Origin of the sequence: Frateuria sp. (assembly GCF_035943815.1) — a bacterium.
Taxonomy (GTDB): domain Bacteria; phylum Pseudomonadota; class Gammaproteobacteria; order Xanthomonadales; family Rhodanobacteraceae; genus Frateuria_A.
In genome coordinates, this window is the sequence record NZ_DASZBU010000007.1 from 41,409 (window position 1) to 54,064 (window position 12,656).

General features: G+C 68.4%; 13 protein-coding genes, 1 tRNA gene and 1 pseudogene. 12 read left to right on the forward strand and 3 right to left on the reverse strand.

Features of this window, described 5'->3' with window-relative positions; all coding sequences use genetic code 11:
• Positions 1-30: 30 nt before the first annotated feature.
• The 4 genes and pseudogenes from VGU65_RS04700 to VGU65_RS04715 all read left to right on the forward strand — a co-directional run.
• Positions 31-330: pseudogene (locus VGU65_RS04700) on the forward strand (endonuclease domain-containing protein); the annotation flags it as partial.
• Between the two features lie 252 nt (positions 331-582).
• Entirely contained in the window at positions 583-1,527 is a 945-nt protein-coding gene (gene epmA / locus VGU65_RS04705) for an EF-P lysine aminoacylase EpmA (protein ID WP_327473365.1), read from the forward strand.
• A gap of 64 nt (positions 1,528-1,591) precedes the next feature.
• The gene (locus VGU65_RS04710; RefSeq protein ID WP_327473342.1) at positions 1,592-1,756 is read left to right on the forward strand and encodes a LiaI-LiaF-like domain-containing protein; all 165 of its coding nucleotides are present in this window, start codon (positions 1,592-1,594) and stop codon (positions 1,754-1,756) included.
• A 15-nt stretch (positions 1,757-1,771) separates the two neighbouring features.
• On the forward strand, positions 1,772-3,070 hold the full coding sequence (locus tag VGU65_RS04715) for an MFS transporter (RefSeq protein ID WP_327473344.1): 1,299 nt from the start codon (positions 1,772-1,774) through the stop codon (positions 3,068-3,070).
• A gap of 6 nt (positions 3,071-3,076) precedes the next feature.
• Here the strand turns inward: VGU65_RS04715 and VGU65_RS04720 are convergent, their stop codons facing one another.
• Positions 3,077-3,763, reverse strand: coding sequence for a DUF2461 domain-containing protein (locus VGU65_RS04720; protein ID WP_327473346.1), 687 nt, complete (start codon positions 3,761-3,763; stop codon positions 3,077-3,079).
• 44 nt (positions 3,764-3,807) lie between these two features.
• Positions 3,808-5,250 carry an exodeoxyribonuclease I gene (sbcB, locus tag VGU65_RS04725; protein ID WP_327473348.1) on the reverse strand — a complete coding sequence of 481 codons (1,443 nt, stop codon included), beginning with the start codon at positions 5,248-5,250 and terminating at the stop codon, positions 3,808-3,810.
• Positions 5,251-5,312: 62 nt separating this feature from the next.
• On the opposite strand from sbcB, the gene orn reads away from it, so the two are divergent.
• The 5 genes from orn to VGU65_RS04750 all read left to right on the forward strand — a co-directional run bounded on the left by orn (position 5,313) and on the right by VGU65_RS04750 (position 9,746).
• Complete coding sequence (orn, locus tag VGU65_RS04730; RefSeq protein ID WP_327473350.1) at positions 5,313-5,873, forward strand: oligoribonuclease; 561 nt, start codon at positions 5,313-5,315, stop codon at positions 5,871-5,873.
• Positions 5,874-5,880: 7 nt separating this feature from the next.
• Positions 5,881-6,789, forward strand: coding sequence for a dihydropteroate synthase (folP, locus tag VGU65_RS04735; RefSeq protein ID WP_327473352.1), 909 nt, complete (start codon positions 5,881-5,883; stop codon positions 6,787-6,789).
• Positions 6,790-6,837: 48 nt separating this feature from the next.
• On the forward strand, positions 6,838-8,205 hold the full coding sequence (glmM, locus tag VGU65_RS04740) for a phosphoglucosamine mutase (RefSeq protein WP_327473354.1): 1,368 nt from the start codon (positions 6,838-6,840) through the stop codon (positions 8,203-8,205).
• On the forward strand, positions 8,202-9,134 hold the full coding sequence (locus VGU65_RS04745; RefSeq protein ID WP_327473356.1) for an isopenicillin N synthase family dioxygenase: 933 nt from the start codon (positions 8,202-8,204) through the stop codon (positions 9,132-9,134). Before glmM ends, VGU65_RS04745 begins: the two co-directional genes overlap by 4 nt.
• A 126-nt stretch (positions 9,135-9,260) precedes the next feature.
• Positions 9,261-9,746 (forward strand): hypothetical protein, encoded by a 486-nt coding sequence (locus VGU65_RS04750; protein ID WP_327473358.1) that lies wholly within the window; start codon positions 9,261-9,263, stop codon positions 9,744-9,746.
• Between the two features lie 282 nt (positions 9,747-10,028).
• Here the strand turns inward: VGU65_RS04750 and VGU65_RS04755 are convergent, their stop codons facing one another.
• Positions 10,029-10,835: an SDR family NAD(P)-dependent oxidoreductase gene (locus VGU65_RS04755; protein ID WP_327473359.1), complete on the reverse strand. Its 807-nt coding sequence runs from the start codon at positions 10,833-10,835 to the stop codon at positions 10,029-10,031.
• A gap of 122 nt (positions 10,836-10,957) precedes the next feature.
• Here VGU65_RS04755 and tpiA point away from each other — a divergent pair, with 122 nt between their 5' ends.
• From tpiA to VGU65_RS04770, 3 genes are all read left to right on the forward strand, one after another.
• Positions 10,958-11,707, forward strand: a complete 750-nt coding sequence (tpiA, locus tag VGU65_RS04760) for a triose-phosphate isomerase (RefSeq protein WP_327473360.1) — start codon at positions 10,958-10,960, stop codon at positions 11,705-11,707.
• Between the two features lie 22 nt (positions 11,708-11,729).
• Positions 11,730-12,161: a preprotein translocase subunit SecG gene (gene secG / locus VGU65_RS04765; RefSeq protein WP_327473361.1), complete on the forward strand. Its 432-nt coding sequence runs from the start codon at positions 11,730-11,732 to the stop codon at positions 12,159-12,161.
• A gap of 13 nt (positions 12,162-12,174) precedes the next feature.
• Positions 12,175-12,259 (forward strand) — tRNA-Leu (locus tag VGU65_RS04770).
• Positions 12,260-12,656 lie beyond the last annotated feature (397 nt).

Below are 12,656 nucleotides of genomic sequence, written 5' to 3' on the forward strand. Positions count from 1 at the left end.
GGGAAGCCTTTAAACCAGGGAGAAGACGCGATGGACCGCGCCAAACAACTACGCAGGGCACAGACCGACGCCGAAGCCAAACTCTGGTCTTGCCTGCGCGCCGCCCAACTCGGCGCCAAGTTCCGCCGTCAACACCCGGTCGCCGGTTACTACGCCGATTTCTGCTGCGTGGAGCACGGGCTGATCGTGGAGCTCGATGGCGGGCAGCATGGCGAAAAGCAGGCGTATGACGCCCGTCGTACGCGCATGCTCGAGCAAGCCGGCTTCAAGGTGCTGCGCTTTTGGAACGATGAGGTGTTGTTGCGGACGGATGACGTGTTGGAGGCGATTGTCCAGACCCTGGGCGAAAGGCCTCCCCCTCTCCCCAACCCTCTCCCCCGGCGTCGCCGGGGGAGAGGGGGCCAAGAGCTCGCCGCCCCCAGCTTTCCCTCTTCGCGCGCAGCAGTGCCTCAACCCTCCAACTCCCTCTCCTCAGTGGCGCCTCAGCCCTCCAGCTCTCTTTTCCCACCCTTGGTGCCTCAACGATCCTGCTCCCTCTCCCCCGGCGACGCCGGGGGAGAGGGTCGGGGAGAGGGGGAGGCCCTGACTTCCGCCCTGCACCTGCGCGCCCACCTGTATCGCCTGGTCCGCAACTTCTTCGCCGATCGCCACGTGCTGGAAGTGGAAACCCCCATCCTCTCCGCCGCCGGCAACACCGATCCGAATATCGAAAGCTTCACCACCACCTTCAGCGGCCACGTCGACGCGGGGGCGCGCGAACGCTGGATGCGCACCTCGCCGGAGTTCCCGCTCAAGCGCCTGCTCGCCGCCGGCGTGGGCGACTGCTACGAACTGGGCCGGGTATTCCGCAACGGCGAGGCGGGCGGGCGGCACAATCCCGAGTTCACTATGCTCGAGTGGTACCGGGTCGGCTGGGACCATCGGCGGCTGGCGGACGAGGTCGTGGACCTGGTGCAGGCGGCGCTCGGCATCGTCGGCCGCCGGGCTGAGGTGCAGGCCTTGAGTTACCGGGAGCTGTTCCTGGACCGGCTTGGACTGGACCCGCTGAGCGCGCCGCTGGACGCGCTGCAACAGCCGCTGGCGCAGTCCAACATCGATCCGCAGGGGCTCACCCGCGACGACTGGCTGGACCTCTTGATCACGCACCGCCTGCAACCGGCCTTTCCACGCGACCGCATCACGGTGATCCGCGATCACCCGGCCAGCCAGTGCGCGCTTGCCCGCATCCGCCACGACGAACCACCCGTGGCCGAGCGCTTCGAGCTCTACCTGGGGCCTTACGAAGTGGCCAACGGTTACCACGAACTCAACGACGCGGCCGAGCAGCGCTCCCGCTTCGAACGCGACAACGCAATGCGCCGCGTCCGTGGCCTGCGCGAGGTGCCGATCGACGAGCGGCTGCTGGCCGTGCTGGATGCGATGCCGGCCTGCGCCGGCGTCGCGCTCGGCATCGAACGGTTGCTGATGTGCTTGGCTGGCACCGACGCCATCGCCGACGTCCTGGCGTTTCCCTTCGCCGAGGCCTGAGCCGGCATTGACGCCGGGTCCGCGCCTGCGCACAGTGGCCGCCTTCCGTCACGAGAAGCAACCCATGCGCCCGAACGTGCCCGGCATTCTCCTGATCGTGATCGGCCTGCTGTTCCTGTTGCGCAATTTCGGCTTCGACCTGCACCTGGGGCAGTTGCTGGCCACCTGGTGGCCGCTGGTGGTGATCGCCGTGGGCGTGAGCATGCTGTTCAAGAACAAGCGGTACTGAAGGCGGCCTCGGCAGATGGACGCCACGACCCTTCCCCTGGACGCCGGCCGCCCGCTGGGCCGGGCTGACGCGCGCACCCTGGCGCTGGCTGCGCTGGGCGGCGCGCTGGAGTTCTACGACTTCGTCGTCTTCGTGTTCTTCGCGGTGCCGTTGAGCCGGTTGTTCTTCCCGCCGGACAGCGTGCCGTGGCTGGCGCAGCTCAAGGTCTACGGCATCTTCGCCGCCGGCTACCTGGCCCGTCCGCTGGGCGGCATCGTGATGGCGCACTATGGCGACACGCTCGGGCGCAAGCGCATGTTCACCCTGAGCGTGTTCCTGATGGCCGTGCCGACGCTGGGCATCGGCCTGCTGCCGGTGTATGCGCAGGTCGGCATGCTGGCGCCGCTGCTGCTATTGCTGCTGCGGGTCGTGCAGGGCGTCGCGGTGGGTGGCGAGGTGCCGGGGGCGTGGGTGTTCGTGGCAGAGCATGTGCCGCCGCGGCGCATCGGTTTCGCCTGCGCGAGCCTCACTTCGGGGCTGACCGTGGGCATCGTGCTCGGCTCGCTGGTGGCGGCGGGGATCAACCGTTCGCTGTCGCCGGCGGCCTTGCTGGACTACGGCTGGCGGCTGCCGTTCCTGGTCGGGGGCGTGTTCGGCTTTTTCGCCGTGTGGCTGCGACGCTGGCTCAGCGAAACGCCGGTGTTCGAGGCGATGCACGCGCGGCGCGAGTTGGTCGCCGGCCTGCCGCTGGCGCGGGTGGCGGCAAGCCACCGGCCCGCGGTCGTGCTGTCGATGCTGGTGACCTGGATGCTCACCGCGGCGATCGTGGTGCTGATCCTGATGACGCCCTCGCTGGTGCAGACGGTGTTCCATGTGGCGCCGGCGCGGGCCTTCCTGGGCAACAACGTGGCCTCCCTCGCGCTGGCGCTCGGCTGCCTGTGCTACGGCGCGCTGTCCGACCGCATCGGGCCGGCACGGGCACTGCTGTTCGGCGCGGCCGCGCTGCTGCTGGCCGACTACGCGCTGTACTTCGATCTCGCCGCCGGCGGCGCGCATTTCGTGGCGCTGTATGCGCTGGCCGGCTTCGCGGTGGGCGTGACCAGCGTGGTTCCGGTGCTGATGGTGCTGGCGTTCCCGCCGGCGGTGCGCTTCTCGGGACTGTCGGCGTCGTACAACGTCGCCTATGCGCTGTTCGGCGGATTGACGCCGCCGTTGATCGGGCTCCTGGTGCAGCGGTTCGGGGTGCTCGCGCCGGCGCACTACGTGGCGGCCACCGCCGTGCTCGGCATGGCGGTGGCGCTGGTGCTGCTCAGGCGCCAGCGGGCGGCCCGCTAGGCGACGCTAGAACTCCAGCTCCTGCGCGGCACACAGGTAGTCGACCATCGGCGCCACGCGCCGGAAGCTTTCGACCACCCACGGCAGCAATTCGGACGAGCAGGCCAAGGCCTCGTCGAAGTTCTCGCCGGCGGCGAAGTCCTTGCGCTTGAGGTCTTCGATCAGCTCGTGTTCCGGGTCGAAACCGCGCGGCGGACGGCTCAGCGATTCGCCCCAGAAGCTCAGCCGCTCACGGAAGGCCTTGCCCTGGGTGGCGCGCTTCCATGCGCCCGGGTTGTCCGCGAGGAAGGCGCGGATGTTCTTCAGCGTACCCGACTCCGGGTGCCACATGCCGCCGCCGGCGAAGCAGTCGCCCGGCTCGATGTGCAGATAGAACGAAGGCGCCGGGATCTCGTGCCGCCGCGCGTGGAAGAAGCGCGAGCCCTGCCAGGTCTTGTAGGGCAGCTTGTTGTTGGAGAAGCGCGTGTCGCGGTGGATGCGGAACAGCGAACTGCCGTTCCTGCGCGCATCGGCGCGGTAGTGCGCGCTGATCCCGGCGAGCGGCGCGCCCATGTCGGCGATCAGCGCGAGGAAGGGCTCGCGCACGTGGCGCTCGTAGTCGGCCTTGTGCGCACTGAACCATTCGCGGCTGTTGTTGCGGCCGAGCGCGCGCAGGAAGCGAAAGGTGGCGGGGGTGAAGTAGATGTCGGACATGCGCCCATTATCGGTGATTGCGGAATCGCGCCCCTATCCTTGCGTCAGCCCAGGGCCAGCGCGGGCAGGGGCGCCAGTTCGCGGCCCCAGGCCTCCAGCGAATCGAGCAGCGCGGTTTGCTCGGGCCGTTCCTGGCGCAGCAGGGCGATGCGCGCGAAGTACTCATCCAGCGTGCGCGCCGTGAGCGGGGTGGGGCGGGTCAGGCGCGAGATCCTGAAGGCTTCCCAGCGGGCGCGCTCGTCCGCGTCCAGGGTGTCGGGCCAGTTGCGGGCGCGGTAGCGGAACAGCAGTTCGGCGTAACGCGGGTCGCGGAACGGGAAACTCTGCTGGCCCAGCTGGCCGGGTGGCGTGGCGCGCACCTGGGCCAGCAGGCGCTTGTCCGCATCGGGCAGGAAGCCGCCGTAGAGCGCCAGCTCCGGGTCGTCCGGCGGCGCCAGATCGGCGGCGCGGGCGAACACGCGGCGCAGCTTGTCGACCAGGCCCTCGGCGGCGCGCAGCAGGGCGTGGTGACGCAGGCAGCGCTCCAGGTCCAGCTTGAGCCGGCCATGGTCGACGTCCCTCAGCACCGACAGTGGCGCCAGCGCCGGTGCACGGTTGGCGCGCACGGTGCGCAGCGGGATGCGCTCGATGCCCTCGGGCAGGTCGGCGCGCGCGGTGAAGATGCGATCGGCGATGTCGTCCTCGTCCAGCTCCAGCCACAGAGCGGGGTCGCTGTCCAGGTCGTAGACGATCACTTCGCCCGGCCGGGAGGGGTGTGGCGCCAGCGGCGCGATCACCGCCAGGCAATGGCGGCTGGCCGGGTAGCGCGAAGAGACGTGCACCAGCGGCGTCATGCCGGCCACGTCGAGCAGGCCGAACACCTTCTGCTTGCGGCGCAGCTCGAAATGCCAGTCCCACAGCCGGGGCTGGCGCACGCGGATCAGCCGCGCCAGGTCGATCAGCGCGTACACGTCCGACAGCGCGTCGTGCGCGCGTTCCTGCTTCAGGTGGTTGGCGGCGGCCAGGTGCTCGAGCCTGAAGCTGGGCGTGCCGTCCTCGCGGGTCGGCCAGACGATGCCCTCGGGCCGCAGCGCCTCGCACATGCGCACCAGGTCGATCAGGTCCCAGCGCGAGTTGCCGTTCTCCCACTCGCGCGCGTACGGATCGTAGAAATTCCGATAAAGCAGTTGACGGGTGAACTCGTCGTCGAAGCGCAACGAGTTGTAGCCCACGCCGCAGGTGCCCGCCTGCGCGAGCTGCTCGTGGACGCGGGCGGCGAACTCCGCTTCGCCGACGCCCTCGCGCTCGGCCTGCTGCGGCGTGATGCCGGTGATCAGGCAGGCATCCGGGTCCGGCGCCATGTCCCGCGGCGGACGGGCGAAGAACATCACCGGCTCGCCGACGATCGTAAGGTCGGCGCTGGTGCGGATGCCGGCGAATTGCGACGGACGGTCGCGGCGGGTATCGGCACCGAAGGTCTCGTAGTCGTGCCACAGGAAGGTCTGCATCGCCCGATGATCGCATGGCGCCAGGCCGGGCTGCGCTAGACTGCGCGCTCCAAGGAGGATGCATGAGCCATTCGAACGAAGACAACCTGATCTGGATCGATCTGGAGATGACCGGCCTGGATACGGACAACGATTCGATCCTCGAGATCGCCACGATCGTGACCGACAAGGACTTGAACGTGCTGGCCGAAGGCCCCGTGTTCGCGATCCGCCACGAGGTCGACCGGCTGGAATCGATGGACAGCTGGAACCGCAACCAGCATCGCAAGTCGGGCCTGTGGCAGCAGGTGCTCGAATCGACCACCGACCATGCCCAGGCCGAGCAGGCCACGCTGGAATTTCTCAAGGACTGGACGCCGCCCGGCAAGTCGCCCATGTGCGGCAACTCGATCTGCCAGGACCGGCGCTTCCTGCACCGGCAGATGCCGCGGCTGGAGCGCCATTTCCACTACCGCAACCTGGACGTCTCCACGCTCAAGGAACTGGCCCGGCGCTGGGCGCCGGCCGTCGCGCGGGGCCTGAGCAAGGAGTCGGCGCACACGGCGCTGTCGGACATCCGCGATTCGATCGACGAGCTGCGTTATTACCGCCTGCACATGGGTGCGCTGGGCGGGCAGGACTGACTGGCCTATGTTCGCCGATCCCTTTGCCACCGTGCTCGATTGCGCCGGCCGTCCGCTGGCGCTCGACCGCCCGCGCGTGGTCGGCATCCTCAACGTTACGCCCGATTCGTTCTCCGACGGCGGTGCCTTCGCCGATACCGACGCCGCCGTGGCGCACGGCCTGGCGATGGCGGAGCAGGGCGCCGACATGCTCGACGTGGGCGGCGAGTCGACCCGCCCGGGCGCGGCCGACGTCTCGGTGGAGGAGGAGCTGCGGCGCGTCATCCCCGTCATCGAGCAGCTGGCCGCGCGCATCACGCTGCCGATCGCGATCGATACCTCCAAGCCCGAAGTCATGCGCGCCGCGGTGGCTGCCGGCGCCGGCATGATCAACGACGTGTACGCGCTGCGCCGCGAGGGCGCGCTCGACGCGGCGGCCGAATTGCGCGTGCCGGTGTGCCTGATGCACATGCAGGGCGAACCGCGCGGCATGCAGGACGATCCGCGCTACGACGACGTGGTGGGCGAGGTGCACCGATTCCTCACCGACCGCCTGTTCGCCTGCGAACTGGCCGGCATCGACCGGCGGCGCGTACTGGTCGACCCCGGCTTCGGCTTCGGCAAGACGCTGGAGCACAACCTGGCGCTGCTGCGTGCGCTGGAGCGCTTCGCCGACCTGGGCGTGGGCGCCTACGTGGGCCTGTCGCGCAAATCGATGATCGGCGCCTTGACCGGCCGGCCGGCCGGCGCGGCGCGCGCGGTCGGCTCGGCGGCGGCGGCGTTGATCGCCGTACAGCGAGGCGCGCGCATGGTGCGTGTCCACGACGTCGCCGCGACTGTCGACGCGCTCGCCGTCTGGCGTGCGGTGCGCGAAGGCGACACCCTGCCGCGCCGCGACGCGCGGCCACCGGCTCCACGCTGGCCCGACGAAGACTGAGCTACTTAAGGTGTCGTCCGCCCCGCGGCGTCACCACAAGGAACGATGATGAGCACACGCAAATACTTCGGTACCGACGGCATCCGCGGCCTGGTCGGGCAATGGCCGATCAGCGCCGACTTCATGTTGCGGCTGGGCCGTGCCGCGGGCGCCGTGCTGGCGCGCGACACGCAGCGCAAGCCATTGGTGCTGATCGGCAAGGACACCCGTGTCTCCGGCTACATGTTCGAGTCGGCGCTGGAGGCTGGCCTGGTCGCTGCCGGCGTGGACGTAGGTCTGCTCGGACCGATGCCGACGCCCGCCGTGGCGTTCCTGACGCGCTCGATGCGCGCCGCCGCCGGCATCGTGATCAGCGCCTCGCACAATCCCCACCACGACAACGGCATCAAGTTCTTTTCCGCGCTCGGCGAGAAGCTTTCCGACGAAATCGAGCAGGCGATCGAGGAGGAAATCGACGCCGCTTTCGCCACCGTACCCTCGGAGCAGCTCGGCAAGGCCACCCGCGTGGCCGACGCGGTGGCGCGCTACGCCGAATACTGCAAGGCGACGGTGCCGGAGGAGTTCACGCTGCGCGGCACCAAGATCGTGCTGGATTGCGCGCACGGCGCGACCTACCAGGTGGCTCCGAAGGTGTTCGCCGAGCTCGGCGCGGACGTCACCGCGATCGGCAACACGCCCGATGGCTTCAACATCAACCGCGACGTGGGCTCGACCCATCCGCAGACGCTGCAGCAGGCGGTGCTGGCGCAGAGCGCCGATATCGGCATCGCCTTCGACGGCGACGGCGACCGGGTGATCCTGGTCGACCGCAACGGCACCATCGCCGACGGCGACGATATCCTCTACGTGCTCGCACGCAGCCTGTTCGCTCGCGGCTGCCTGCGCGGTCCGGTGGTCGGCACGCTGATGAGCAACTACGGCCTGGAGCAGGCGCTGGCCGAACTGGAGGTGCCGCTGATCCGCGCCAACGTGGGCGACCGCTACGTGATGCAGCAGCTCAAGGCCCACGGCGGCATGCTCGGCGGCGAGACCTCCGGCCATATCCTGTGCCTGGACCGCGCCACCACCGGCGACGGCATCATCGCCGCGCTGGCGGTGCTGGAAACGCTGTCCGCCTCCGGCCAGGACCTGGCGCTGGCCCGCCGCGGCCTGCAGAAGCTGCCGCAGGTGATGGTCAATGTGCGCGCCCAGGGCGCCCGCGAGGCGCTGGCCAGCAACACCGTGCGCCACGCACTGACGGAAGTGGAGCGCACGCTGCAGGGGCGGGGACGGGTGGTGTTGCGGGCGTCGGGCACCGAGCCGTTGGTGCGCGTCACCATCGAGGGCGCCGATGCGGGCGAGGTGCAGCAGTTGGCCGGCTGGCTGGCCGACGCCGTAAAATCCGCCGCGCAGGTGCACATGACGGAAAATCCATGAAGCAAGTCCCCACGCTCGACATCCGCCGCTATGACTCCGACCGCGACGCTTTCGTCTCCGAACTCGGCGCCGCCTACCGCCAGTTCGGTTTCTGCTGCATCAGCGGGCACGGCATCCCGCGCGAGCTGATCGACGGCGCCTACCAGGCCTTCGAGCAGTTCTTCGCTCTGCCGACCGAAACCAAGATGAAGTACCACGTGCCCGGCTCCGGCGGCGCGCGAGGCTATACCCCGTTCAAAGTGGAAACGGCCAAGGACAGCCGCTATCCGGATCTCAAGGAGTTCTGGCACGTCGGCCGCGAGATCCCGCGCGATTCGAAATTCGCCGACGTCATGCCGCCCAACCTGTGGCCGGAGGAAGTGCCGCAGTTCAAGTCCTGTGGCTACGGCCTGTACGAGGCACTGGACCAGCTCGGCACCCGCGTGCTGCGTGCGCTGGCGCTGCACATCGGCTTGCCGGAGAACTATTTCGATGACAAGACCGAGCAGGGCAATTCGATCCTGCGCCCGATCCACTACCCGCCGATCATCGAGGAGAGCATTCCGAACGTGCGTGCGGGAGCCCACGAAGACATCAACTTCATCACCCTGCTGGTCGGCGCCAGCGCCGAGGGCCTGGAAGTGCTGAGCGAGGGCCAGTGGCTGCCGATCACCACCGAGGGCGACGCCATCGTGGTGAACATCGGCGACATGCTGCAGCGGCTGACCAACCACCTGTACCCGTCCACCTCGCATCGCGTGGTCAACCCGCAGAACGAGAACGCGCGCAAGCCCCGCTACTCGGTGCCGTTCTTCCTGCATCCCAATCCCGACGTCGTCCTCGATCCGCTGCCCGAGTGCGTCACTGCGGACAACCCCAGTCGTTACGACACCTCGCTCACCTCGCACGAGTATCTGATGCAGCGGCTGCGCGAGATCAAGTTGATCTGAAGCGCCTCCTCCCGCTTCCTCGAAAAGGGACGGACCCGGCATGTCTTGAGGCGCATGACTTCCGAACGATGCGCCGGATCGCTTCGCCACCTAGCGTTGCCTGGGCTCCCATGAACAGGCAACGCCATGCGCTACTTCCCCCTGTTGTTTTTGCTCGCTGCGACATCGGCCGGCGCCGTCGAGTCGCCACCCATGCGCGCCCTGGATTACTTCCAGGGCAGTTGGCGCTGCGAAGGCGTGTTCCCGGCCAGCGGCAGGCACATCGCCTCGCGTATGCGTTACGCCGGGGACCTGCAGGGCGCCGCGCTGGTCAAGCACCACGAGGACATGGCTCCGGCCAGCTACCGCGCCCTCGAAGCGTGGGGCTACGACGCCAAGGGCGGACGCTACGAGGCGGTGGCCCTGGACAATTTCGGCGGCACCCGCCGTTTCGCGTCGGCCGGCTGGCAACACGACAGGTTGGCGTGGAACTCGGCAACCGAGGTGGTTCCGGCCCAGCGCTTCGTCTATGTCAGGCTGGACGGGCAGCACTATCGGGTCGACTGGGAGATCAACCGCGACGGCAAGGGATTCGCGGTCGGCGACACACTGACCTGTACACGCGAAGGGTGAGGCGATTTCCGTCGTGGCCCGGAGCACCTACGCCATCCGGAACACGGCCGTCATCCGCTTGCCGGCCATGTCTTCCAATCCCCGGCACGCGCTTGCGCTGTGGACGATATGGGCCTGTAGAGCAGCCGCCGCATGAACCGGTGCGGCACGCGCACGTCCGCGGCGAAGGCGTTGGGCTTTGGGCTTGCGGCAGGAAAGCGGGCGTATCTGGGCCGGGACAGGCTCGGGGCGTTCTAGCGCGGACGGACGGAGCCGGTAGCGCAGGCGGTGTGATCGCCGGTGTCAATCGAGCTGGCGGTAGCGCCTGGACTCGCGCGCCGTCAGCCACAGCGCCAGGCGGTCCGGCATCAGCTTGGCCAGCGCCTTGATCGTGCGGTTCACCCGGCCGGTCACCTGCACCACGGTGCCCCGCTCGACGGCGTCGATGCCCTCGCGAACCACCGCGCCGGCGTCCTGCCACATGAAGCGGGGCAGCTTCCCGACCAGCGCGCGCGTGCCGGTGACGTCGTGGAATTCGGACCAGGTGAAACCCGGGCAGAGCGCACAGACGTGCACGCCCAGGTGCCGGTTCTCCAGCGCCAGCGACTGGGAGAACTTGATCAGGTAGGCCTTGCTCGCCGCATACAGCGTGTGTCCGGCCGAACCCGGCACATGGCCTGCCAGCGAAGCCACGTTGACGATGCGGCCATAGCCGCGCTTGCGCATGCCGGGCAGCAGTCGCCATGCCAGTTCAGTCGGCGCGTGGAGCATCACCTGCAGGAAATCGGCATGCATGGACCAGTCGCTGGCCTCGAAGGTGCCGGGCACGCCGTAGCCAGCGTTGTTGACCAGCCAGTCCACGGCCAGGCCCTCGCGCTGCAGTGTCTCGGCCAGTCGCTGCGGCGCGCCGGGATCGGCCAGGTCGGCCGGCATCACGTGGACGGAGGCGCCATACTGGCCGCGCAGCCGGTCGGCCAGGGCGTGCAGGCGCTCGGCCCGCCGCGCCACCAGCACCAGGTCGTGGCCGTGCACGGCCAGCTCCTGCGCAAAGGCAGCGCCGATGCCAGCCGAGGCGCCGGTGATCAGGCTCAATGGACGTTCGGCGGGCATCGGGCAGGTGTCCTGGTGGGAAACCGTTCCATCATGGCCGAGTGTCCGCCTACCGGCCAGCACGCGTTTGCCGCCCTGCGGGGCGATCGCTATCCTTGCGGCTTTTCACCGGATGGCTTCGCATGCGCAGGAAACTCGTCGCCGGCAACTGGAAGATGCACGGCAGCCGCTCGATGGCCGCCGCCCTGGTCGACGGCATCGCCGCGCAGCGTCCGCAGCATGCCGACGTGCTGGTGTTTCCGCCGTTCCCCTACCTGGCCGAACTGGCCACGCGCGCCGGTAACAGCGGCATCGGCTTCGGCGGCCAGGACGTCAGCGAGCACGAGGGGCAGGGCGCCTATACCGGTGAAGTTTCCGCGGCCATGCTGGCGGACGTGGGTGCGCAATGGGTTCTCGTCGGCCACTCCGAACGCCGCCAGTACCACCGCGAGAGCGACGAACTGGTGGCGCGCAAGTTCGCTGCCGTCTGCGCCGCGGGGCTCACGCCCATCCTGTGCATTGGCGAGACGCTGGAAGAGCGCCAGGCCGGGCAGACCGAAACGGTGCTGGCCCGCCAGCTCGGCGCCGTACTCGCCCGCTCGGGCATCGCGCCCTTCTACACGGCTGTCGTGGCCTATGAACCGGTGTGGGCGATCGGCACCGGACACACCGCCACGCCCGAGCAGGCGCAGCAGGCGCACGCGTTCATTCGTAGCCAACTGGAAACCGAAGATGCTATGATCGCCCGTCTGACCCGGCTGCTTTACGGCGGCAGCGTCAAGGCGGCGAATGCCGCGGCATTGTTCGCGCAGCCGGACGTGGATGGGGGCCTGATCGGTGGTGCCTCGCTCACCGCTGGCGATTTCCTCGGCATCTGCGCCGCGGCGCATTGAAGCCCTACGGACTCCTAAGAACATGTTTGTCATCTTCAGCGTGTTTTACATCCTGATCGCCGCGGCGATGATCGTGCTGATCCTGATGCAGCGCGGCGCCGGCGCCGACGCCGGCTCGGGTTTCGGCGGCGGTGCATCGGCGACGGTGTTCGGCGCGCGCGGCTCGGCGAGCTTCCTCACCCGCGCCACGGCGGCGCTGGCGACGCTGTTCTTCCTGCTCAGCCTCGGCATGGGTATCTACCTGAGCCGCAACGGTGCGCCGCAAAGCGCGCAGTCGGATCTGGGCGTGATGTCCGGTCTTGCCAACAAGCCCGCGCACGCCCAAAATGCGCAGCCCGCGGCGCCCGCCGGCACCGACGTGCCGCAGGCCCCGGCCAAGGCGAACAGCGACGTGCCGGCTGCCGCCGCACCCGCGAAGTCGGATGTTCCCGCCCCGGCGGGCTCGTCGAAGTAAAGGCAACACACCTGCCCAGGTGGCGGAATTGGTAGACGCACTACCTTGAGGTGGTAGCGACGCAAGTCGTGGGGGTTCGAGTCCCCCCTTGGGCACCAACACTAAATTCTGAACCGTCCAGAGTTGTTCGGAATTTCAAATAACCCCGCGATTTGCGGGGTTTTTTTTGCCCTTTTCGTCCAGGGCTGTCCAATGTCGTCCAGGGGCATCCAAGAGCTATGGGTACATTTTTGGGTACAATCTGCATCGTTTGTACCCAAGTAGGTCTCAAGCCATGCCCCGCCTCGCTATCTGACAGAGCTTGGCCCGCCGAGCCAATCCGGGCGACAAGCCTTACTCCTTGTCAGATGGCAACGACGTCCCCCCGCTTTCAGTAGCGGTCGGGTTTAGAGTCCGGGTTTGATCGTATCTGTGTTTGCCAGGTGTTGTGCATAGGCCGCTGGCGTCATCCCGCTGAGGGCCGCCTTCGGTCTTTCTTCGTTGTACTCGCGCCGC

What these genes read in the sequence shown, in the direction of transcription:
- VGU65_RS04710 (WP_327473342.1), top strand. Translation starts at nt 1,592, where the DNA reads ATGCGCCCGAACGTGCCCGGCATTCTCCTGATCGTGATCGGCCTGCTG.
- VGU65_RS04715 (WP_327473344.1), top strand. Translation starts at nt 1,772, where the DNA reads ATGGACGCCACGACCCTTCCCCTGGACGCCGGCCGCCCGCTGGGCCGG.
- VGU65_RS04720 (WP_327473346.1), bottom strand. Translation starts at nt 3,763, where the DNA reads ATGTCCGACATCTACTTCACCCCCGCCACCTTTCGCTTCCTGCGCGCG.
- sbcB (WP_327473348.1), bottom strand. Translation starts at nt 5,250, where the DNA reads ATGCAGACCTTCCTGTGGCACGACTACGAGACCTTCGGTGCCGATACC.
- orn (WP_327473350.1), top strand. Translation starts at nt 5,313, where the DNA reads ATGAGCCATTCGAACGAAGACAACCTGATCTGGATCGATCTGGAGATG.
- folP (WP_327473352.1), top strand. Translation starts at nt 5,881, where the DNA reads ATGTTCGCCGATCCCTTTGCCACCGTGCTCGATTGCGCCGGCCGTCCG.
- glmM (WP_327473354.1), top strand. Translation starts at nt 6,838, where the DNA reads ATGAGCACACGCAAATACTTCGGTACCGACGGCATCCGCGGCCTGGTC.
- VGU65_RS04745 (WP_327473356.1), top strand. Translation starts at nt 8,202, where the DNA reads ATGAAGCAAGTCCCCACGCTCGACATCCGCCGCTATGACTCCGACCGC.
- VGU65_RS04750 (WP_327473358.1), top strand. Translation starts at nt 9,261, where the DNA reads ATGCGCTACTTCCCCCTGTTGTTTTTGCTCGCTGCGACATCGGCCGGC.
- VGU65_RS04755 (WP_327473359.1), bottom strand. Translation starts at nt 10,835, where the DNA reads ATGCCCGCCGAACGTCCATTGAGCCTGATCACCGGCGCCTCGGCTGGC.
- tpiA (WP_327473360.1), top strand. Translation starts at nt 10,958, where the DNA reads ATGCGCAGGAAACTCGTCGCCGGCAACTGGAAGATGCACGGCAGCCGC.
- secG (WP_327473361.1), top strand. Translation starts at nt 11,730, where the DNA reads ATGTTTGTCATCTTCAGCGTGTTTTACATCCTGATCGCCGCGGCGATG.